The organism is Streptomyces sp. TOM-9 (assembly GCF_056858595.1).
Genome location: NZ_JBXEQB010000001.1, coordinates 2,051,503 through 2,072,500 on the forward strand (window position 1 = coordinate 2,051,503; position 20,998 = coordinate 2,072,500).

Below are 20,998 nucleotides of genomic sequence, written 5' to 3' on the forward strand. Positions count from 1 at the left end.
GGCTTCCCGCGGACGACCGAAGTGCCGTCCAGCCCGTCGCCCTCGACGCCGCGCACCCGGTGCGGCCCGGTCAGACAAAATGGTGACCCTGCACGACGTGACCGGAGGGCGGACGACCATGTGCGTGATCGACACCGCGGCCAAGCAGGCCATGGTCGCCCGGTTCCTGCGCGACCATCCGGACGCGGGCGGGGACGGTGCGGCGCATCCCGCGCTGCGCGGCTGCGCCGAAGTGCCGTGGGCCGACTTCCCCGGCTGCCCCGGCGGGCTCCCGGCTGTCCTCCACACGCTGCTCGACCAGCGTGCCGCCCCCGAGGCCGCGCGGGTGCTCACCAACGTCCTGATGGACGGTGTCTTGCGGATGGGCGCCGCGATGCCGGCCGCCCTGCCGTTCGTGATCCGTCTTGCCGCGGACCCGGAGGTCCCGGTGCGGTCCGCGCTGGTCGACCTCGTCGCCGTCGCGGCCGAACTCGCCCGGCCCGTCGACCCGGGGAACGAGCGCGCGGTGCTCCTCTCGGGGCCGGACGGCGATCACCCGGAACGCGCGCAGTGCCGGGCCGTGCTCGCCGCGCACGGCGCCCTGGTCCGCACGCTGCTCGGCGACGACGCTCCGCCCGCCTGACGGGGAACCCGGCCCGCCCCGGCTTCCGGCCCCTCAAGTGGGCCGGTTCCGGCGCCGGTTGGGGCGCGGAAGCGACTGCGGCACCCATGGCGCGGGCCACAACCCCCCGATTGGCCCTGGCCGGTGGCGCCCGGACCTCCGTACGCTCGCCGGCATGCGGATTCGTATCGTCGACGCCTTCACCGACCGCCCCTTCGCCGGCAACCCCGCGGGCGTCCTGCTGCTGGACGCGGACGCATTCCCCGACGACGGCTGGCTCCAGCGGGTGGCCGCCGAGGTCAACCTCTCCGAGACCGCCTTCGCCCACCCCACGCCGGGCGCCCAGGACGCGGACTGGGCCCTGCGCTGGTTCACCCCCAAGGCCGAGGTGAACATGTGCGGGCACGCCACCCTGGCCACCGCGCACATCCTGCACAGCACCGGCGCCGCCCGCGGTCCGGTGCGGTTCGGCGCCCGCTGCGGCATCCTCACGACGACGGCCGACGACGACGGCACCATCACCATGGACTTCCCCGTAGCCCCGCTGACCTCGGCCGTCGTCACCGACGACATCGGCGTCGCGATCGGCGCCGACGTGCTGTCGGTGCACGAGACCGGCGACGACGTGGGCGACCTGCTGGTGGAGGTCGTCGACGAGAAGACCGTGCGGGCGCTCACCCCCGATGTCGCTGCCGTCGCCGCCCTGCCGTCCAAGCGCGGGCTCATCGTGACGGCCGCAGCCGAGTCCCCGGCGACGACCGGCTACGACTTCGTCTCGCGCGGCTTCTTCCCCGCCGTCGGCATCGACGAGGACCCGGTGACCGGCAGCGCCCACACCGCCCTGGCGCCGTTCTGGTCGCGGCGACTGGGCCGCGACGAGCTCACCGGGTTGCAGGCCTCGGCGCGTTCGGGCCTGGTGCGGACGGTGCTGCACGGTGACCGCGTGCGGCTCAGCGGCCGTGCCGTCACCGTGATCGACGGCGAGCTGCACGCCCACCCGTAGCGGGGCCTCACGCGGTCGGCAGCCAGCCGACCTTCCCGGCGAGCAGCGCGTAGCCCACGAAGGCCACGATGTCGATCAGCGCGTGGGCCGCCACCAGCGGCCCCACCCGGCCCCAGCGCCGGTAGAGCAGGACGAAGACGACGCCCATCGCCATGTTCCCGATGAGCCCGCCGATGCCCTGGTAGAGGTGGTACGAGCCGCGCAGCACGCTGCTGGCCACCAGCGCGCCGACCGGCGTCCAGCCCAACTGGCCCAGTCTGCGCAGCAGGTAGCCGACGACGACGACCTCTTCGAGCACCGCGTTCTGGACCGCGGAGGCGATCAGCACGGGGATCTTCCACCAGACGTCGGGCAGCGACTCCGGCACGACCGTCAGGTTGAACCCGGAGGCGCGCGCGCCCAGGTAGAACAGCAGCCCGGTGCCACCGATGGCCGCGGCCACAGCGGCGCCGCGCAGCAGGTCGGTCCGCGGGCGGCGCAGGTCGAAGCCGATGGCCGGCATGCCGGTGCCCTCGCGGGCCAGCAGATGGGCCACGAGCGCGACCGGGACGAGCGCGGTGGCGACACCGAACAGCTGCCAGGCCAGGTCCAGCCACGGACGGCCCGGCGCCTGCGAGCCGACGAGGGTGGCCGCCTGGTCCTTGAGCCCGCCGGGCTTGGTCAGCGAACCGATGAAGCTGATCAGCGCCGCGAGCGCGCTCGCCCCGAGCGACAGCGCGAGCACCAGGAGGGTCTCGCTGCGCAGCGCGCGCGGGCCGAGCCGCTCCACCGACCCGGCCCCGGACCCGCCCGGCTCCGCCGCATTCCCGTCCACAGATGCCTCCACCCGCGCCATCCTGCCTCATCGGCCGGGCGGCACGGACGGCGGCTCAGCGTTCCAGGGGCCACTCGTGCACGGGGGCGCCGGTGTGCATCAGCTCGCAGTAGCGCAGGGTCATCGCGGCCAGCGCCCGCTGCCGGTCCAGTCCGCGGTCCAGCTCCTGGTGGAAGGCGACGGCCTGCCACTCGGCGCCGTTCGTGCGCTTGCGGCAGCGGCCCTCGATGATGCCGAGGTAGTGGTCCCGGTCCACCGGGTCGATGCCCCACGCGTCCAGTCCGGCGGCCGCCATCGGGAGCAGTTCGTCCAGGACGAGTTCGACGGCCCCGATCTCCACGAGGCCGTTGCTGCGGCCCGGCCGGGGCCAGGTGAACACCGCGTCGATGCCGTACCGGCACGCGGCGTCGAAGTTCGCCGCGGCGGCCGCGAACGGCAGCCTGCTCCACACCGGGCGCGACGCCTCGGCGAGGGAGCGGACGAGCCCGTAGTAGAAGGCCGTGTTGGCGAGCACGTCGGCGACGGTGGGCCCGGCGGGCATCACCCGGTTCTCCACCCGCAGGTGCGGCACGCCGTCGACGACCGCGTACACCGGGCGGTTCCAGCGGTAGATCGTGCCGTTGTGCAGGGTGAGTTCCTTCAGCTGCGGCACCCCGCCCTCGTCCAGGACGTGCAGCGGGTCCTCGTCCTCGCAGATCGGCAGCAGGGAGGGGAAGTAGCGCACGTTCTCGGCGAAGAGGTCGTACGCGGAGTCGATCCAGCGCTCGCCGAACCAGGTCAGCGGGCGCACGCCCTGGGCCCGGTGCTCCTCGGGGCGGGTGTCGGTGGCCTGCTGGAACAGCGTGGGGCGGGTCTCCCGCCACAGCTCACGGCCGAACAGGAAGGGCGAGTTGGCGCCGAGTGCGACCTGAGGGCCGGCCACCACCTGCGCCGCGTTCCACACCGCGGCGAACCGCGCGGGGGTGACCTGCAGGTGCATCTGCATCGAGGTGCACGCGGCCTCCGGGGCGATCGAACCGGAGACGCAGGTCAGCCGCTCCACCCCCGAGATGTCCAGGGTGATGTCCTCGCCGCGGGCGGCGAGGATGCGGTCGTTGAGCAGCATGTAGCGGTCGACGCGGGACAGGTTGGCACCGACCAGGTCCTGCGCGCCGAGAGTGGGCAGGATTCCCACCATCACGATGCGGGCGCCGACCTCGCGGGCCTTTCCCTCGGCATATCCCAGGCCCATGCGCAACTCTTCTGCGAGCCGGTCCAGGACCCGGCCGGAAAGCCGGTGCGGGGCGATGTTCACTTCAATGTTGAACTGTGCGAGCTCGGTCTGGAAATCACGGCTCGCGATGCGCTCGAGGACCTCCTCGTTCATCATGCGCGGCAGCCCGTCGCGGTCGGTGAGATTGAGTTCGATCTCCAGCCCCATCAGATTGCGGGGGCGGTCGAATCGCTTCTCCTCCAGCAGTCGCTCCAACCCCAGCAGGCACTGCTTCAGCTTCCTGCGGTAGCGCTGGCGGTCGGCCAGGTCGAACCCAGTGGCCGCGACCTTTTCCCCCATCGGAGGTCCTTCCTCGAGTGGGCCGTGATCACATCATGCCCAGCCCTGAGATCGATAAGGCCCCCGGCGCCTGCGCCGAGCCGCTAAGCTGGCCACGAGCACCGTCTTGCGGCACATTCCGCGGGCATGGACGGAATTCACATGCCGACGGCGGCAGTGTCGTGAAAAACACCGACGAGATTCAGCCATCCGCAGTAACGCGGAAAGCGCAGTTCACGGCGTGGGCGACGGCGCAATTGGGGAGCTATTACCTGCCCAGGGTGACCTGGAAGCGCCTTGCCCGTAATATCACTGACGGCTAGATGAAACACTGCGCGAACACTCCTCGTATATCCTTCGTTCACAGGCAGAGCCTCCGCGACCCGCCGCGCGCCCGCGACGCATCCGGCCACGGGAAGGGATCCGCATGCCCACGCTGATTCCGTACGTCGCCGCCCCCACGCGCCCCGCGGATCCGGGCTGTCCCGGCCTGCTGCCGTTTCGTCTGCTCCATCGCTGACAGTGCTGTCCGCACCCCGCCGAACACCCCCCGTGTCTCCTCATGAGAGGCCGCCCACCATGCCGCTGCAGGTAGCCCCAGCCCCCGCTCCCGCCCTGCGGAGCGTTCTCGCCGCCCTGAGCTCCCCCACCGCCGTCCGTGAGGCCCGCACCCCCTCACTGCGCAACGCCACGGGGCCCCTGGTCGCCGAGCATCCGCTTCCCCTGCACGTCCTCGACCCCGTGATCACCGAACCGGGAGGACTGCCTCGGGCGCGACTGACCGGCTGGCGCTTCCACATCCGTACCGGCGACAAGGTGGCCGCCGCGGGCGAGACCGTGGACACCCCGGACGGCTGGGCGTTCTCGCACTTCTGCGAGGGCCCCTACCTTGCGTCCACCGAGCGCGCGCTGCGCCAGGCCGACGCGCTCACCACCCCCTACCAGCCGCACCTGCTCTCGGTACCGGGGCTCTACATGCTGACGCTGTGGCTGCACGGGGACGTCACAGCGGACGCGGGCACGGCCCAGCCGGCCCCTTCCGACCTGCTGATCCCGCTGGCGCCGGCCCCGCCGGGGATCGCCGCGCACCGCATGCACCGGCTCTCCGACCTGGTGCCGGTGCTCACCCTGCGGCTGGCTCCGCCACCACTGCTCGGCACCACCGCCTGAGGCTCCCGGCTGGGGCGACCCGCACACGCCTCCGTGACCGTCCGGTCACGGAGGCGTTGCATTGTCCGGGCAACCGCCCGTGAGAGTGAATGCGTCCCCAACTAACGAGGACAGCTCACGCGAAATCCCTGCGGAAATCCGTCAGTAGAGCAACACTGGGACCGACCGACTGAACGGGGGAGCGGCATGACTGAGGTTCCTACCCAAGGCAGCCGTACTTCACACCACTCGCAGCGAAAGACGTCGTCCATGTGCCCGCACCAGCCGCATTGTCCGTCCGCCGGCAGCCCCGACCGCGAGGCCGCCCACATCATGGCCAGCCACCCCGAGCAGGGCTGGAGCCTGCTGTGCAACGGCGTCCTGCTCTTCGAGGACACCGGTGAGCTCCTCCCCGACGGGCAGATCATCGCCCCGCACCGCCCGCTCGGCAGCGAGCACATCGTCACGGCGGCCTGACCCGGGCCGGGAACGACACAGGGCCGACCCCGCTGCAGCAGCGGGGCCGACCCTTGAGCGCGTCAGGCGCCCTTACGCGTCGTACTCGTCCAGCGGGGGGCAGGAGCAGACGAGGTTGCGGTCGCCGAAGGCGCCGTCGATGCGGCGGACCGGCGGCCAGTACTTGTCCGCGGCCGACACACCGGAGGGGAAGACCGCCTCCTCACGGGAGTACGGGTGCTCCCAGTCGCCGCCCAGCGCCGCCGCCGTGTGCGGGGCGTTGCGCAGCGGGTTGTCCTGCGCGGGCCACTCCCCCGAACCGACCCGCTCGATCTCGGCGCGGATCGCGATCATCGTGTCGCAGAAGCGGTCCAGCTCCGCGAGGTCCTCGCTCTCCGTCGGCTCGATCATCAGCGTCCCGGCCACCGGGAACGACATCGTCGGCGCGTGGAAGCCGTAGTCGATCAGGCGCTTGGCGACGTCGTCGACCGTCACGCCCGTCTCCTTGGTCAGCGGGCGCAGGTCGATGATGCACTCGTGCGCGACGAGACCGCCGGGACCCGTGTAGAGCACCGGGAAGTGCGGCTCCAGGCGCTTGGCCACGTAGTTCGCGCTGAGCACGGCCACCTGGGTGGCGCGCTTGAGGCCCTCGCCGCCCATGAGCCGCACGTACGCCCAGGAGATCGGCAGGATGCCGGCCGAGCCCCAGGGGGCGGCCGAGATCGGGCCGACGCCCGTCTCGGGACCGGCGGCCGGCTGGAGCGGGTGGTTCGGCAGGTACGGGGCGAGGTGGGCGCGGACCGCGACCGGGCCGACGCCGGGGCCGCCGCCGCCGTGCGGGATGCAGAAGGTCTTGTGCAGGTTCAGGTGCGACACGTCGCCGCCGAAGTGGCCGGGCTTCGCCAGGCCCACCAGGGCGTTGAGGTTCGCGCCGTCCACGTAGACCTGGCCGCCCGCGTCGTGCACCGCGGCGCAGATGTCGCCGATGTGCTCCTCGAAGACGCCGTGCGTGGAGGGGTAGGTGACCATGAGCACGGCGAGCTCGTCGCGGTACTGCTCGATCTTGGCACGCAGGTCCTCGACGTCGACCTCGCCGTCGCCCGCGGTCTTCACGACGACGACCCTCATCCCGGCCATCACGGCGCTTGCGGCGTTGGTGCCGTGCGCGGAGGACGGGATGAGGCAGACGGTGCGCTGGGCGTCACCGTTGGCGCGGTGGTAGGCGCGGACGGCCAGCAGGCCGGCGAGCTCACCCTGGGAGCCGGCGTTCGGCTGGAGGCTGACCTTGTCGTAGCCGGTGACCTCGGCGAGGCGCTCCTCCAGCTCACGGATGAGCGTCAGGTAGCCCTCGGCCTGGTCGGCGGGCGCGAAGGGGTGAAGCGCGCCGAACTCGGGCCAGGTGACCGGCTCCATCTCGGTGGTCGCGTTGAGCTTCATGGTGCAGGAGCCCAGCGGGATCATGCCGCGGTCCAGCGCGTAGTCGCGGTCGGCGAGGCGGCGCAGGTAGCGCAGCATCGCGGTCTCGGAGCGGTGCTGGTGGAAGACCGGGTGGGTCAGGTAGTCCACGCCGCGGGTCAGACCGGCGGGCAGCGCGTCCCCGGTGGTCGCGTCCAGGGCCTCGACGTCGGCGCCGGTGACGCCGAAGGCGTCCCAGACCGCGGCGAGGTCGGCGCGGCCGGTGGTCTCGTCGCAGGCGATGCCGACCAGGTCGGCGTCGACCTGGCGCAGGTTGACGCCGGCCTCGCGGCCGGCGGCCACGACCTCGGCGGCACGGCCGGGCACGCGGGCGGTGAGGGTGTCGAAGAAGGCCCCGGTGGTCACCTCGACGCCGCCGGCGCGCAGGCCCGCGGCGAGGACCGAGGCGTAGCGGTGGGTGCGGCGGGCGATCTGCGCCAGGCCCTCCGGGCCGTGGTAGACCGCGTACATGCCGGCCATGACGGCGAGCAGCACCTGCGCGGTGCAGATGTTGCTGGTGGCCTTCTCGCGACGGATGTGCTGCTCGCGGGTCTGCAGGGCCAGACGGTAGGCCCTGTCGCCGTCGGCGTCGACGGAGACGCCGACCAGGCGGCCCGGGAGGCTGCGGGCGTACGCGTCGCGGACGGCCATGTAGCCGGCGTGCGGGCCGCCGAAGCCCATGGGCACGCCGAAGCGCTGGGTGGTGCCGACCGCGATGTCCGCGCCGAGCTCGCCGGGGGAGGTGAGCACGGTCAGGGCCAGCAGGTCGGCGGCGACGGTGACGATCGCGCCGAGCCCGTGCGCCTGCTCCACGACCGGCTTGAGGTCGCGCACGGCACCGGAGGCACCCGGGTACTGCAGCAGCACGCCGAAGACACCGCGCTCGGCGATCTCCGCCGGGATGCCTTCGCTGAGGTCGGCGACGACGACCTCGACGCCGGTCGGCTCGGCGCGGGTCTCGATCACGGCGACGGTCTGCGGGAAGGTGTCGGCGTCGATCAGGAAGACGCCGTCCTTGACCTTGCCGACCCGGCGGGCCAGGGCCATGGCCTCGGCGGCCGCGGTGCTCTCGTCGAGCAGCGAGGCGCCGGAGGTGGACAGCCCGGTGAGGTCGGCGACGACCGTCTGGAAGTTCAGCAGGGCCTCCAGGCGGCCCTGGGAGATCTCCGGCTGGTAGGGCGTGTACGCCGTGTACCAGGCGGGGTTCTCCATGACGTTGCGCAGGATGACCGGCGGGGTGAAGGTGCCGTAGTAGCCGAGGCCGATCATGGGCCGCAGCACCTGGTTGCGGTCGGCAAGCGAGCGCAGCTCGGCGAGGACCTCGGGCTCGGTGCGGGCGTCGGACAGACCGAGCGCCTCGGCGCTCTTGATGGTGTCCGGCACGGCGGCGGCGGTCAGCTCGTCCAGCGAGCCGTAGCCGACCTGCGCGAGCATCTTGGCCTGCGCACCGGCGTCGGGCCCGATGTGGCGCTGCTCGAAGGGGATGCCGCGCTCCAGCTCGGAGAGTGGGATGCGGTTGGCGGTCATCTGCGGAGGCCTCCTGGTCTGACGCGACACGGCCTCCCCCTCTGTCATCTGAACCTGAGAGCTTCACCGTCCCGCAGGTGCCGGGACGGCTTTCACCGTCGGTGAGGAAGCGGCCGCGCACGCGGTGTGCCGCCCTTCCTGCTTTCCAGAGTGACCTCACCCATGCGGTACGGATGCCTGAGAGATTCCGGGGAGGGTTTGCTCCTTCGGCGCCCGGCGGACGGTTCCCCGCGTCGCCAGGACTCTCCCGCAAGGGGTCAGCAGCCGCTGTCAGCGTACCAGCGCGGTCCGGGCACGGGTCATGTGACAGCCGCCACCTTTCGTGCCTAAATAGGATTAATCGCGACCAGTTGGAGGGACCGTGCAGACCGGTATCGATCCGCGCAGCCTCATCGGGCGCAGGGCCTTCGACCGCAACGGGATGAAGATCGGCACGGTCGACGAGGTGTACCTCGACGACGCCACCGGAGAGCCCGAATGGGCCGCGGTGCGCACCGGCCTGTTCAGCCGCGACGCCTTCGTACCGCTGGAACCGAGCGAGTTCACCGGGGAGGAGCTGCGTGTGCCGTTCGACAAGGCACTGATCAAGGACGCCCCGGACTTCGGCGTGGGCCGGCACCTCTCCCCCGAGCAGGAACTGCAGCTCTACCACCACTACGGCATGAGCGGGCCCTCGCTGTCGGGCCCGGTGCCGGAGCCCCCGCCGGACCACGACTTCGGCAAGCTGGCCGGCGACGCTTGACGCGGGAGCCCCGACAGGCCCGGTAACACCAGCGGGAGCGGTTCGGACGGCTCGAGTTCCGGGTCGGTCACCGCGAAGGTGCGCACCCGCCCCGGCACCAGCGAGCCCGGCTCCTCGAAGCGGACGGTGACCCTCCCGACCCCGCTGCCCTGCACCCACCCCGCGCCGTACTCGGTGTGCCGCACGTCCTGGCCCGGCACCCAGCGCCGCTGCGCCGGCTCCGGCCCCCGGGCTTCCTCCACGGGCCGCTCGTCAGCCCCCTCGGACGGGGCGGACTCCTCGCCCGCCGCCTCCTCCTCCCGTTCGGCCGCCTGGGCGAACAGGTCCTCCTGCGTAAAGTCCGCGAGCCCTGCGACACCGACCCCGAGCAGGCGTACGCCGCCGGTGATCTCGACGGCCTCCAGCAGCCGCGCCGCGGTCTCCCGCACCACCGCGAGGTCGTCGGTCGGGGCGCGCAGGGTCTCCGACCGGGTCAGCGTCGTGAAGTCGTACCGCCGCACCTTCAGCACCACCGTGCGGCCGGAGCGGCCCGCCGTGCGCAGCCTGCGCACGCAGCGGTCGGCCAGCCGGTCCACCTCGAGCCGGACCCGTACACGGTCGGTGAGGTCGACGTCGAAGGTGTCCTCGACCGAGACCGACTTGCTCTCGCGGTCGGCGACCACGGGCCGCTCGTCGATCGCCAGGGCCATCCCGTGCACATGGGCGCCGTGCGCCTTGCCGAGCAGCCGCACCAGCTCGGCCTCCCCCGCCTCCACGACCTCGCCGACCGTGAGGATGCCGGCCCGCCGAAGGTGCTCCGCCGTCGCGGGCCCCACGCCCGGCAGCGTACGCACCTGCATGGGGGCCAGCAGCGCGCGCTCGGTGCCGGGCTCGATGACGACCAGCCCGTCGGGCTTGGCCTGCTCCGAGGCGATCTTGGCGAGCAGCTTGGAGCCCGCGAGCCCCACCGAGCCGGTGACCCCGGTGGCCGCCCGGATGTCCGCCCGCAGCCGCTCCCCCACCGCGCGCGGGTCGTCCGCGATCCCGCCCGCCTCCAGGTCCACGAAGGCCTCGTCGAGGCTGAGCGGCTCGACCAGCGGCGACAGCCGCGACAGCAGCTCCATGACGATGTCGCTGATCTGGCGGTAGACGGCGAAGCGCGGCACGAGGTACGCGGCGTTCGGGCACAGCCGGCGCGCGTGGGCCATCGCCATGGCCGAGTGCACCCCGTGCACCCGGGCCTCGTAGGAGGCGGTCGCGACCACGCCGCGCGGCCCGAGACCCCCCACGACGACCGGCTTCCCCCGCAGACTCGGCTTCGCGGCCTGCTCGACGGCGGCGAAGAACGCGTCCATGTCCAGGTGGAGGATGGTCGGCGCGCTTCTCACAGTCACCGATGGTGCCCCACGGGTCCGACATCCGCCGTACGCCTGTACGGCGGACGGGTGGGCCGCGGTCCGATCCGCGCGGTTCGGCCCGGTTCAGCCCGCGCGGTTGCGGCGCCGCGCCAGCTCGTCACCCGGGTTGTGGCCGACCACCGTCTCCCCGGTGTCGACGCGCTCGGAGTGCAGCTGCGACAGGGCGCCCTCGACGTCCCGCCACACCACGCCCACGGCGATCCCGAAGATCCCCTGACCGCCCTGGAGGAGGTCGACGACCTCGTCCGGGGAGGTGCACTCGTACACCGTCGCGCCGTCGCTCATCAGCGTCATGCGGGTGAGCTCGGCGGGCGCGCTGGACCGCAGGTGCTGCACGGCGGTGCGGATGTTCTGCAGGGACACACCCGTGTCGAGGAGCCGCTTGACGATCTTGAGGACCACGACGTCCCGGAAGCTGTACAGCCGCTGCGTCCCCGAGCCGTACGCGGGGCGGATGCTGGGCTCCACGAGCCCGGTACGCGCCCAGTAGTCCAGCTGGCGATACGTGATGCCGGTCGCCGCGCAGGCGGTGGGCCCGCGGTAGCCGACCCGTTCGCCGGCCCCCTCCGGCTGCTGTCCCGAGGTGTCGCCCGAACCCCCTCCGGGGGGCGTCGCGGCGTTGCGGGCCAAGGCCCCGCGCATCGGATACGGGCCGCCAAAGGCCGTACCGTCGCCGGTGCTTCTCACGCCGACCTCCCGTCCCTTCGCACCCCTCAGGGCACGCGCACGTGCCATCGGGACTTTCCTTCTCGACGGTAGGCAGTCACTCCGGGTGCGTCAACGATCGCCACGCTCGGCACGCCGAGTGATATCAACCCCAGAGGTGGTTTCCCGTGTCCATGGTGGGGGTAAGGCTGGACGAATGGCCTTGGCGGGCCCTATTGACTGCTGGTTCCGAAGTCCTCCGGCGAGATCTGGTCGAGGAACTCGCGGAACTTCTCGACCTCGTCCTCCTGCTCGTCGGGAATGGCGATGCCGGCGTCGTCCAGCACCCCGTCGCTACCGTAGATGGGGGTTCCGGTGCGCAGCGCGAGCGCTATGGCATCCGAGGGACGGGCGCTCACCTCGACGCCACTGGCGAACACCAGCTCGGCGTAGAAGACGCCGTCGCGCAGGTCGGTGATCCGGACCTCGGTCAGCGTCTGGCCGACGGCCTCGAGCACGTCCTTGAACAGATCATGGGTCAGCGGCCGCGCGGGCGTCATGCCCTGCTGCGCGAAAGCGATGGCGGTGGCCTCCCCCGGCCCGATCCAGATGGGCAGGTAGCGGTCGCCTCCCACTTCCCGCAGGAGCACAATCGGCTGGTTGGAGGGCATTTCGACCCGGACACCCACGACGTCGAGCTCGTTCACACAGCAACCCTAGGCCGTGCCCGGCAGGTTTGGGTAGTCGGGACGGGCCCGGCCGGTCACCGACCGGGCGTGTCCTGGCCACGTCGGCTCAGAAGAGCCGCACCCTCAGCGCGGACTGCACCAGCGCCGCGTGCAGCCGCACGGACAGCGCCGCCAGCTCCCGCGCGGTGGCCTCCGCGTGCGTCCTGGTCTGCGGATTGCGGTGCCTGCGCAGGGGCGCGACCACCTGCTCCACCAGACCGGCCTCACGATCGGCGGCCGCCTTGACCGCCCGCAGATGGCGCGGTTCGAGCCCGAAGCGGCCCAGATCGGCCACGATCTTGGCGATGTTCACCGTTTCGGCGTCGTAGTCACCGTCAGGACCGGCCTCCACCAGTCCGTACGCCTCCCACTGGGCGAGCTCGCCCGCTTCGGCACCCGTGGCGGCCAGCAACTCGTCCCTGCCGATGCGCAGCGCCGCGGGTGCCTCCCGCTCCACCGCGCCGACCTCGATCAGCTCCCGGGACTCCCCGGAGGACGGGACGGGCAGCGGCAGCGGCTCGCCGCGGTCGAGGGCGTCGAGGTGCTCACGGATCACTTTCAGCGGAAGATAGTGGTCCCGCTGCATGCGCAGCACGTGCCCGAGCCGCTCCACGTCCCGGACGGTGAACTTACGGTACCCGGAGGGCGTGCGTTGCGGCTCCACCAGCCCCTCCGCCTCCAGGAAGCGGATCTTGGAGATGGTGACCTCGGGGAACTCCTCCCGCAACTCGTTGAGCACCGCGCCGATGCTCAGCAGCCGGTCGTCCGCGGTGGCGGTGCCGTTGCCGGCACCGCCCGACGGTGTACGAAGCATGAACCTTCCCTCGCGGGGGTCAGGCGCCCCACTGGCTCGCGTAGAAGACCAGTCGGTACTTGCCGATCTGCACCTCGTCGCCACTGGACAGGGTCACCGAGTCGATCCGCTCGCGGTTGACGTAGGTGCCGTTGAGGCTGCCGACGTCGGAGACCGTGAAGGAACCGTCCTGAGCACGCCGGAACTCCACGTGACGCCGCGAGACGGTGACGTCGTCCAGGAAGATGTCGCTCTCCGGGTGACGGCCGGCCGTCGTCAGTTCGCCGTCCAGGAGGAAGCGGCTCCCCGAGTTGGGACCACGGCGGACCACCAGCAGCGCGGAGCCCGGCGGCAGCGCGTCGACCGCGGCCTGGGCCTCCGGGGACAGCGCCGGCAGCACGGTCTGTCCCGTCGCCTCGGCCTCGTACGCCTCGATCCCGGAGATGGAGATCGTGGACGTGGTCTCGGAGGCACGCTCGGACGGCACCGCGGCGCGCAGGGGCGCGCCGCAGTTGGAGCAGAAGCGGCTCGCTTCCGCGTTCTGGAACCCGCACCGCGTACAGACCGGCAAGGACCCTCCACCCGTGCTAGAGGCTGATGGTTGCTGGAAACCTATGCGCCCCGCAGCCGCAGGGTCAACAGAAACCGCACCATGACCGCCCGAAATGTCACCGCCCGGAGCAGCGGTCCCGTCACGGAACAGCGGGCGCTCCTCGCCCGGTCCCTCATCCTGCGCGTGCCGCGGGGCGCGGTGGCGCGCCGTGGGGCTGTCACCAGCCTGACGCGAACTCTTGCCGAACCACTTACCGAACAACTTCACGGGCGATTCCCCTTGAACGACACAGACCCGCCCGTGGGGCAGGACGAACCCTCAGTCACGACCGACACATAGTTTCCCTCACGCACCACCCCAGCGGTGCGGCGACCCCCCGCATTCTCCTGCCCTCCCCCGCAAACCCCACTCGCCCCCGCCTCACCGGGTCGACGACTGAGCGTAGTCAGGCTGCTCCGACGGCCGCAAGGCGTCGACAACGATCTTCTCCGATCGCGTCACGTCCGCTGTGGCCTGCTCCTTCTCCAAAGTCTGTACCACGCCGCCCGGGATGTTCAGGGCGGGTTCAAGATCCTGTGGATTACCGATGACCTTGAAGCGGTAGGGCGCGCTGACCTTGTGCCCGTCGATCTGCACACCGCCCGACCCCTGGATGAAGTAGGTGTCGGCCACGACCCGCACGTCGTTGATCTGGATCGCCTCCGCTCCCGCGGCGCGCAGCTCCTGCAGCGCGTCGAGCAGCATGTCGGCCTCGACGGCGTCCTGGGGGTCGTTGATCGTCAGCGTGATGCCGGGACCCTCGACGGCGACCGTGCCGGCCAGCACCCCGAGCTGCTCCGCCTTCTGCTCGGTCTGCTTGCGGGCCTCCTCGGCCTGGTCCGAGCTGTTCTCCAGCTCGGTGCGCTGCTCCTCGAGGCGCCGCCGCTCGTCGCCGAGCCGCTGCGAGCGGTTGTCCAGCTCGTCCAGGATGCGCACCAGGTCCTCCTGGCGGGCGCCGCGCAGTGCGCTGGTGTCGCTGGTCGAGCGGACCTGGATGGCCAGGCCCAGACCGAGGACGAACAGCAGCAGCGCGACGATCAACTGCGCCCGGGACACCCGCGGCGGCCACAGTCCCGCCTTGAGGCGCTGCCGGCCGCTCACGCCGGACGCCGTTGCCCGCGGTTCCCCCGATTCCTGCGGCGGCTGCTGCCGACCGTGTGCGGACTGCTCCGCGTCCGACGGCCCGGCGGCCGGCACCGGTGGTCCGGCCGCGGGCAGCTCCGGGCGCGCCGCAGGCCGCTCCCGCGCCGGCGGCTCGGCCCCGGCGGGCAGTTCGGGGCGCGGCCGCTCCGGCGTCTGGTCGTTCTCGTCACTCATCGTGCTGTCACGCCCGGAAGACATGGCGACGGATCGCCGCGGCGTTGGAGAAGATGCGGATGCCGAGGACGACGACGACACCCGTGGAGAGCTGCGCACCCACCCCCAGCTTGTCGCCCAGGAAGACGATCAGCGCGGCCACGACGACGTTGGACAGGAAGGAGACCACGAAGACCTTGTCGTCGAAGATCCCGTCGAGCATGGCCCGCAGACCGCCGAAGACGGCGTCGAGCGCGGCGACCACGGCGATCGGGAGGTAGGGCTCGACCACCGTCGGCACGACGGGGCGGACCACCAGGCCCACCACCACTCCAACGATCAGGCCCAGTACGGCGATCAATTCGTACCCTTCCCATTTCCGGATGCGCTCGACGACGGCCCGGCCGACGGGACCGGGGTCGCGGAGCGGATGATCAGGCTCGGAGCCGCGGGCAGTTCCAGCTTCTCCTTCTCGGAGATGCGCGCGCGGATCCCGTAGTTCTCCTGCAGGACGTGCAGGTACTGCCCGTCCGCACCGTCCTGGAAGGACGTGCTCAGCTTCTGCGGGTCCCCGATCGCCAGGATCGTGTAGGGCGGAACCAGCGGCCGGTTGTCGACCAGTATGGCGTCACCCGCGGCACGGATGGCCGACAACGACGTCAACCGCTGCCCGTTGATGGAGATGGCCTCCGCCCCCGCCGCCCACAGGCCGTTGACCACGCGCTGCATGTCCCGGTCGCGCACCCGGCCGGTGTCGGTGAAGTCACTGGTCGTACGCGGATCGCTGCCGCCGCCCGACGAGGCCTCCTTGGCGTCGTTGACCTCCAGCTCGATGCCCGGCCCCGTGACCGGCGTCGCCCCGGCCAGGAGCGCCACGCGCTCCGCGTCACCGTCGCGGTCGTTGAGCGCCTGACGCTGCTTGGCCGCCACGTCGTCGCGCAGCCCGTCCACGCTCTTCTGCAGCTCGTCGGCGGTACGGGTCTCGGACTCGATGCGGTCGATGAGCTTCTGCCGCTCCTTGGCCAGCGTCGGGGCCGCCACCTGCGTCTGCGCCGCGCCTATCGTGACCACCACGCCGGCCAGCACCAGGCCCAGTGCGAGCACCAGCCGGCCCCGCAGCGTTGCGGGCAGACGGGACGTGCCCGTGGCGCCCCGGCGGGCGGCGGCCTCGGCGTACCCGTCGTCGAGACTGTGCTCCATGACGTTCGTCAGCAGCGACATGGAGGCGTCCGGGCGCCGGGTCACGGCCCTCCCAGGGGCGCTGCTCCGATCGGGGTGCTGCTGCGACATGCCGCACATCGTCGCATGTCCGTGCCACCGACCTCGAACGGGCCCCTCCCGGCGCGCCGTTCGTCGCGTCGGAAGGGGCCCGTGAACCGGTGCCGGAGCGGGATCAGCGGCCGGCGCTGTCCACGATCGACGACCACTCGTCGAGCAGTGCCTGCGCGGAGGCGTCGTCCGGCCCCTCCGCCCACAGGTGCGTGACCGCCTCGGCCGGGTCGGGCAGCACCATCACCCAGCGCCCGTCCGCCTCGACCACGCGCACGCCGTCGGTGGTGTCGACGTTGCGGTCCCCCGCCTCCTCGACCACCCGGCGCATGACCAGGCCCTTGACCGCCCACGGCGTCGCCAGGTCCCGCTTGAGGACATGGGCACGCGGGATGCGCGCGTCGATCTGGCTCAGGGTGAGCTGGGTACGCGCCACCAGGCCGATCAGCCGCACGAAGGCCGCGGCGCCGTCGAAGACACTGCTGAACTCCGGGATGATGATGCCGCCCTTGCCGTCACCACCGAAGATGGTCGTGTCCTGCCGGCCGACCCGGGTGAGGTCGTCGGGCGAGGTCGTCGTCCAGTCCACCTGCGTCCCGTGGTACGCCGCGACCTGTTCGGCGATGCGGGTCGTCGTCACGGGGAGCGCCACCCGGCCGCTGCGCCGCTCGGCGGCGACCAGGTCGAGCATGACCAGCAGCGCCCGGTCGTCCTCGATGATCTTGCCGCGCTCGTCCACCAGCGACAGCCGCTCCCCGACCGGGTCGAAGCGCACGCCGAAGGCCGCCCGCGAGGACGCCACGATCTCCCCGAGCCGGACCAGGCCCGCACGCCGGCCGTCGGCCGTCTCGGTGGGCCTGGCCTCGTTGAGGCCGGGGTTGATCGTCAGCGAGTCCACCCCGAGCCGGCCGAGGAGGCTGGGCAGGACGAGGCCCGCGCTGCCGTTCGCGGCGTCGACCACGACCTTCAGCCCGGCCTCGGCGATGCCCGAGGTGTCCACGGCCCGCAGCAGCGCGCCCGTGTAGGAGTCGAAGACGCTCGCCGGGAAGTTCAGGTCGCCGATCTCGCCGGGGAACGCACGGCGGTACTCCTGGCGCGCGAACACACGGTCCAACTTGCGCTGCCCCGCCGCCGACAGGTCGGCGCCGCGTTCGTCGAAGAACATGATGTCCACCGAGTCGGGGATGCCCGGACTCGTGCGGATCATGATGCCGCCGGCGCTGCCGCGCGCGGTCTGCTGCCGCGCCACGGGCATCGGCACGTTCTCCAGGTCCCGCACGTCGATCGCGCTGGCCTGGAGCGCCGAGATCACCGCACGCTTCAGCGCACGGGCACCACGGGAGTGGTCACGGGCGGTGGTGACGGTGGCGCCCTTCTTGAGCGTCGTCGCGTACGCGCCCGCGAGGCGCACGGCGAGCTCCGGGGTGATCTCCACGTTCAGGATGCCGGAGACGCCCCGCGCGCCGAACAGGTTCGCCTGGCCCCTGGACTCCCAGATCACCGACGTGTTCACGAAGGCGCCGGCCTCGATGGTCTTGAACGGGTACACCCGGACGTCGCCCGCGATGATCGACTCCTCGCCGATCAGGCACTCGTCGCCGATGACCGCTCCGTCGTCGATCCGCGCCGCGCGCATGACGTCGGTGTTCTTGCCGATGACGCAGCCGCGCAGGTTGGTCTGCGGCCCGATGTAGACGTTGTCGTGGACGACGGCCTTGTGCAGGAAGGCACCGGACTTCACGACGACGTTGGAGCCGATCACCGTGTGCTCGCGCAGCTCGGCCCCGGCCTCGACCTTGGCGTAGTCACCGACGTACAGGGGACCGCGCAGCGTCGCGTCCGGGTGCACCTCCGCGCCCTCGGCGACCCAGACGCCGGGCGAGATCTCGAAGCCCTCGAGGTCGACGTCGACCTTGCCCTCCAGGACGTCGGCCTGCGCCTTGATGTAGCTCTCGTGGGTGCCGACGTCCTCCCAGTAGCCTTCGGCGATGTAGCCGTAGACGGGCTTGCCTTCCTTCATCAACTGCGGGAAGACGTCACCGGACCAGTCCACCGAGACGTCGGGCTCGACGTAGTCGAAGACCTCCGGCTCCATGACGTAGATGCCGGTGTTCACCGTGTCCGAGAAGACCTGGCCCCAGGTCGGCTTCTCGAGGAAGCGCTCGACCTTGCCCTCCTCGTCGACGATGGTGATCCCGAACTCCAGGGGGTTGGGCACCCGGGTCAGGCAGACCGTGACCAGCGCACCCTTCTCCTTGTGGAAGTTGATCAGCTCGGTCAGGTCGAAATCGGTCAGTGCGTCACCGGAGATCACCAGGAACGAATCGTCCTTGAGTGCGTCCTCGGCGTTCTTGACGCTGCCGGCGGTGCCGAGTGGCTTCTCCTCGTTCGCGTAGGTGAGGTCCATGCCGAGTTCTTCGCCGTCACCGAAGTAGTTCTTGACGAGCGAGGCGAGGAACTGCACGGTCACCACGGTCTCGGTCAGACCGTGCCGCTTGAGCAGCTTGAGCACGTGCTGCATGATCGGCTGATTCACGACCGGCAGCAGCGGCTTGGGCATGCTCGAGGTCATCGGGCGAAGGCGTGTTCCTTCGCCGCCGGCCATCACGACGGCCTTCATGTCGGAAGCGTCCTCCTCAAAGAGACGACTGTCTTGCCGACGTCACCCGTGCTCTCTCTCACGCGGACCGTCGCGGTCCCCCGGACCGCCGGTCACGCGCGGGGTACCCGGCCGGAGGGCTCTCCTGCCGGGTACGCGGGCTCAATCGGCCGTGGCGTCCGCCCTGACGAGTCGGCGGACCTGGACCACGTAGAGGATCCCTGCCCACCAATACAGCGTTGTACCCCATCCGGCGAACGCCCATCCGAAAATAGCAGCGAGCGTGTTCAGCCACCCGTCGCCGTCGCTCAGCAGCAGCAACGGGAAGGCGTACATGAGGTTGAAGGTGGCGGCCTTGCCCATGAAGTTGACCTGCGGCGGACCCCAGCCGTGCCGGCGCATCACCAGGATCATCACGCCCATGACGGCGTCCCGGGCCACCAGGATGGCCGTCAGCCACCACGGTAGGATCCCGCGCCACGTGAGGCCGATGATCGTGGAGACGATGTACAGCCGGTCCGCGGCCGGGTCCAGCACCCTGCCGAGGCTGCTGATCTGGTTCCAGCGGCGCGCGAGCTTCCCGTCCAGGTAGTCGCTGACGCCGCTGAGGGCGAGCACGAGCAGTGCCCAGCCGTCGACCTTCGGGCCGCCGAACTCGGGCCACAGGATGAGCCACAGGAATACGGGCACGCCCAACAGCCGTGCCATGCTCAGGATGTTGGGGATCGTGAAGACGCGATCCGTCTGCACCCTTGTCTCCTGGACCTCCACCGGGGGCCCCTTCTCTTGAACGTACGCTCGGATGATTCCACCCGACCTTACCTCAGGGCATGAAAAAGCCCGCCGCCGGGCCTCAGAAGAGGCTCCGGCGACGGGCTCAATAATTGTTCGGCGGCGTCCTACTCTCCCACAGGGTCCCCCCTGCAGTACCATCGGCGCTGAAAGGCTTAGCTTCCGGGTTCGAAATGTAACCGGGCGTTTCCCTAACGCTATAACCACCGAAACACTATGAAACTATCGAACCAACGGTTCGTTGTTTCAGAACTACACAGTGGACGCGAGCAACCTATGGACAAGCCCTCGGCTTATTAGTACCGGTCAGCTCCACCCATTACTGGGCTTCCACATCCGGCCTATCAACCCAGTCGTCTACTGGGAGCCTTAACCCCTCAAGGGGGTGGGAGTCCTCATCTCGAAGCAGGCTTCCCGCTTAGATGCTTTCAGCGGTTATCCCTCCCGAACGTAGCCAACCAGCCATGCCCTTGGCAGGACAACTGGCACACCAGAGGTTCGTCCGTCCCGGTCCTCTCGTACTAGGGACAGCCCTTCTCAAGACTCCTACGCGCACAGCGGATAGGGACCGAACTGTCTCACGACGTTCTAAACCCAGCTCGCGTACCGCTTTAATGGGCGAACAGCCCAACCCTTGGGACCGACTCCAGCCCCAGGATGCGACGAGCCGACATCGAGGTGCCAAACCATCCCGTCGATATGGACTCTTGGGGAAGATCAGCCTGTTATCCCCGGGGTACCTTTTATCCGTTGAGCGACGGCGCTTCCACAAGCCACCGCCGGATCACTAGTCCCTACTTTCGTACCTGCTCGACCCGTCAGTCTCACAGTCAAGCTCCCTTGTGCACTTACACTCAACACCTGATTGCCAACCAGGCTGAGGGAACCTTTGGGCGCCTCCGTTACTCTTTAGGAGGCAACCGCCCCAGTTAAACTACCCACCAGACACTGTCCCTGATCCGGATCACGGACCGAGGTTAGACATCCAGCACGACCAGAGTGGTATTTCAACGACGACTCCACCCAAGCTGGCGCTTGGGTCTCAAAGTCTCCCACCTATCCTACACAAGCCGAACCGAACACCAATATCAAGCTGTAGTAAAGGTCCCGGGGTCTTTCCGTCCTGCTGCGCGAAACGAGCATCTTTACTCGTAGTGCAATTTCACCGGGCCTGTGGTTGAGACAGTCGAGAAGTCGTTACGCCATTCGTGCAGGTCGGAACTTACCCGACAAGGAATTTCGCTACCTTAGGATGGTTATAGTTACCACCGCCGTTTACTGGCGCTTAAGTTCTCAGCTTCGCCCCACCGAAATGGAGCTAACCGGTCCCCTTAACGTTCCAGCACCGGGCAGGCGTCAGTCCGTATACATCGCCTTACGGCTTCGCACGGACCTGTGTTTTTAGTAAACAGTCGCTTCTCGCTGGTCTCTGCGGCCACCACCAGCTCAGGGAGCAAGTCCCCTCACCAGCAATGGCCCCCCTTCTCCCGAAGTTACGGGGGCATTTTGCCGAGTTCCTTAACCACAGTTCACCCGAACGCCTCGGTATTCTCTACCTGACCACCTGAGTCGGTTTAGGGTACGGGCCGCCATGAAACTCGCTAGAGGC

General features: G+C 70.2%; 18 protein-coding genes, 2 rRNA genes and 1 riboswitch (1 of these 21 cut by a window edge). Of the genes, 5 read left to right on the plus strand and 15 right to left on the minus strand.

Going from position 1 to position 20,998, the window contains the following annotated elements; translation table 11 throughout:
* The first annotated feature begins 97 nt into the window (after nt 1-97).
* Both AC1VWI_RS09695 and AC1VWI_RS09700 read left to right on the plus strand, forming a co-directional pair.
* Entirely contained in the window at nt 98-622 is a 525-nt protein-coding gene (locus AC1VWI_RS09695; RefSeq protein WP_499510557.1) for a hypothetical protein, read from the plus strand.
* A gap of 154 nt (nt 623-776) precedes the next feature.
* Nucleotides 777-1,604, plus strand: a complete 828-nt coding sequence (locus AC1VWI_RS09700) for a PhzF family phenazine biosynthesis protein (RefSeq protein ID WP_499510558.1) — start codon at nt 777-779, stop codon at nt 1,602-1,604.
* Between the two features lie 7 nt (nt 1,605-1,611).
* Here AC1VWI_RS09700 and AC1VWI_RS09705 read toward each other — a convergent pair whose 3' ends face one another.
* Both AC1VWI_RS09705 and AC1VWI_RS09710 read right to left on the minus strand, forming a co-directional pair.
* A complete protein-coding gene (locus AC1VWI_RS09705) occupies nt 1,612-2,439 on the minus strand; it encodes a CPBP family intramembrane glutamic endopeptidase (RefSeq protein WP_499510559.1) in 828 nt (275 codons plus the stop codon).
* A 34-nt stretch (nt 2,440-2,473) separates the two neighbouring features.
* Complete coding sequence (locus tag AC1VWI_RS09710) at nt 2,474-3,970, minus strand: glutamate-cysteine ligase family protein (RefSeq protein ID WP_499510560.1); 1,497 nt, start codon at nt 3,968-3,970, stop codon at nt 2,474-2,476.
* A gap of 558 nt (nt 3,971-4,528) precedes the next feature.
* Between AC1VWI_RS09710 and AC1VWI_RS09715 the strand changes: the two genes are divergently transcribed.
* A complete protein-coding gene (locus AC1VWI_RS09715; RefSeq protein WP_499510561.1) occupies nt 4,529-5,119 on the plus strand; it encodes a hypothetical protein in 591 nt (196 codons plus the stop codon).
* Nucleotides 5,120-5,368: 249 nt separating this feature from the next.
* Nucleotides 5,369-5,575: a DUF5999 family protein gene (locus AC1VWI_RS09720; protein WP_319139728.1), complete on the plus strand. Its 207-nt coding sequence runs from the start codon at nt 5,369-5,371 to the stop codon at nt 5,573-5,575.
* A 72-nt stretch (nt 5,576-5,647) separates the two neighbouring features.
* Here the strand turns inward: AC1VWI_RS09720 and gcvP are convergent, their stop codons facing one another.
* The gene (gene gcvP, locus AC1VWI_RS09725) at nt 5,648-8,536 is read right to left on the minus strand and encodes an aminomethyl-transferring glycine dehydrogenase (RefSeq protein WP_499510562.1); all 2,889 of its coding nucleotides are present in this window, start codon (nt 8,534-8,536) and stop codon (nt 5,648-5,650) included.
* Nucleotides 8,537-8,691: 155 nt separating this feature from the next.
* Nucleotides 8,692-8,796: riboswitch (glycine riboswitch) on the minus strand.
* Nucleotides 8,797-8,897: 101 nt separating this feature from the next.
* Between gcvP and AC1VWI_RS09730 the strand changes: the two genes are divergently transcribed.
* A complete protein-coding gene (locus tag AC1VWI_RS09730; protein ID WP_499510563.1) occupies nt 8,898-9,278 on the plus strand; it encodes a PRC-barrel domain-containing protein in 381 nt (126 codons plus the stop codon).
* Here the strand turns inward: AC1VWI_RS09730 and AC1VWI_RS09735 are convergent.
* The 12 genes from AC1VWI_RS09735 to AC1VWI_RS09790 form a co-directional block, all read right to left on the minus strand.
* Nucleotides 9,191-10,645 (minus strand): DNA polymerase IV, encoded by a 1,455-nt coding sequence (locus AC1VWI_RS09735; protein WP_499510564.1) that lies wholly within the window; start codon nt 10,643-10,645, stop codon nt 9,191-9,193. The genes AC1VWI_RS09730 and AC1VWI_RS09735 overlap by 88 nt on opposite strands.
* A 93-nt stretch (nt 10,646-10,738) precedes the next feature.
* Nucleotides 10,739-11,362: a MerR family transcriptional regulator gene (locus tag AC1VWI_RS09740; RefSeq protein ID WP_499510565.1), complete on the minus strand. Its 624-nt coding sequence runs from the start codon at nt 11,360-11,362 to the stop codon at nt 10,739-10,741.
* A gap of 191 nt (nt 11,363-11,553) precedes the next feature.
* Nucleotides 11,554-12,027, minus strand: a complete 474-nt coding sequence (locus AC1VWI_RS09745; protein WP_018558705.1) for a bifunctional nuclease family protein — start codon at nt 12,025-12,027, stop codon at nt 11,554-11,556.
* Nucleotides 12,028-12,115: 88 nt separating this feature from the next.
* Nucleotides 12,116-12,862, minus strand: coding sequence for a transcriptional regulator FtsR (gene ftsR, locus AC1VWI_RS09750; protein ID WP_499510566.1), 747 nt, complete (start codon nt 12,860-12,862; stop codon nt 12,116-12,118).
* 19 nt (nt 12,863-12,881) lie between these two features.
* Entirely contained in the window at nt 12,882-13,412 is a 531-nt protein-coding gene (locus tag AC1VWI_RS09755; RefSeq protein WP_499510567.1) for an FHA domain-containing protein, read from the minus strand.
* 402 nt (nt 13,413-13,814) lie between these two features.
* Nucleotides 13,815-14,750 (minus strand): DUF881 domain-containing protein, encoded by a 936-nt coding sequence (locus tag AC1VWI_RS09760; protein WP_499510568.1) that lies wholly within the window; start codon nt 14,748-14,750, stop codon nt 13,815-13,817.
* A gap of 7 nt (nt 14,751-14,757) precedes the next feature.
* Nucleotides 14,758-15,090, minus strand: coding sequence for a small basic family protein (locus AC1VWI_RS09765; protein ID WP_003984969.1), 333 nt, complete (start codon nt 15,088-15,090; stop codon nt 14,758-14,760).
* Nucleotides 15,087-16,028, minus strand: coding sequence for a DUF881 domain-containing protein (locus AC1VWI_RS09770; protein WP_499510569.1), 942 nt, complete (start codon nt 16,026-16,028; stop codon nt 15,087-15,089). The genes AC1VWI_RS09765 and AC1VWI_RS09770 overlap by 4 nt, the downstream gene beginning before the upstream one ends.
* Nucleotides 16,029-16,122: 94 nt before the next feature.
* Complete coding sequence (locus AC1VWI_RS09775; protein WP_499510570.1) at nt 16,123-18,618, minus strand: sugar phosphate nucleotidyltransferase; 2,496 nt, start codon at nt 18,616-18,618, stop codon at nt 16,123-16,125.
* A gap of 141 nt (nt 18,619-18,759) precedes the next feature.
* Nucleotides 18,760-19,368 carry a cardiolipin synthase ClsA gene (clsA, locus tag AC1VWI_RS09780; protein ID WP_026250929.1) on the minus strand — a complete coding sequence of 203 codons (609 nt, stop codon included), beginning with the start codon at nt 19,366-19,368 and terminating at the stop codon, nt 18,760-18,762.
* A 115-nt stretch (nt 19,369-19,483) separates the two neighbouring features.
* Nucleotides 19,484-19,600, minus strand: a 5S ribosomal RNA gene (gene rrf, locus AC1VWI_RS09785).
* A gap of 65 nt (nt 19,601-19,665) precedes the next feature.
* Nucleotides 19,666-20,998: ribosomal RNA gene (locus AC1VWI_RS09790) — 23S ribosomal RNA — on the minus strand (it continues 1,789 nt past the right edge of the window).

Coding starts and splice junctions, on each gene's coding strand:
- AC1VWI_RS09700 (WP_499510558.1), top strand. CDS start 777: ATGCGGATTCGTATCGTCGACGCCTTCACCGACCGCCCCTTCGCCGGC.
- AC1VWI_RS09705 (WP_499510559.1), bottom strand. CDS start 2,439: ATGGCGCGGGTGGAGGCATCTGTGGACGGGAATGCGGCGGAGCCGGGC.
- AC1VWI_RS09710 (WP_499510560.1), bottom strand. CDS start 3,970: ATGGGGGAAAAGGTCGCGGCCACTGGGTTCGACCTGGCCGACCGCCAG.
- AC1VWI_RS09715 (WP_499510561.1), top strand. CDS start 4,529: ATGCCGCTGCAGGTAGCCCCAGCCCCCGCTCCCGCCCTGCGGAGCGTT.
- AC1VWI_RS09720 (WP_319139728.1), top strand. CDS start 5,369: ATGTGCCCGCACCAGCCGCATTGTCCGTCCGCCGGCAGCCCCGACCGC.
- gcvP (WP_499510562.1), bottom strand. CDS start 8,536: ATGACCGCCAACCGCATCCCACTCTCCGAGCTGGAGCGCGGCATCCCC.
- ftsR (WP_499510566.1), bottom strand. CDS start 12,862: ATGCTTCGTACACCGTCGGGCGGTGCCGGCAACGGCACCGCCACCGCG.
- AC1VWI_RS09760 (WP_499510568.1), bottom strand. CDS start 14,750: ATGAGTGACGAGAACGACCAGACGCCGGAGCGGCCGCGCCCCGAACTG.
- AC1VWI_RS09770 (WP_499510569.1), bottom strand. CDS start 16,028: ATGTGCGGCATGTCGCAGCAGCACCCCGATCGGAGCAGCGCCCCTGGG.
- AC1VWI_RS09775 (WP_499510570.1), bottom strand. CDS start 18,618: ATGAAGGCCGTCGTGATGGCCGGCGGCGAAGGAACACGCCTTCGCCCG.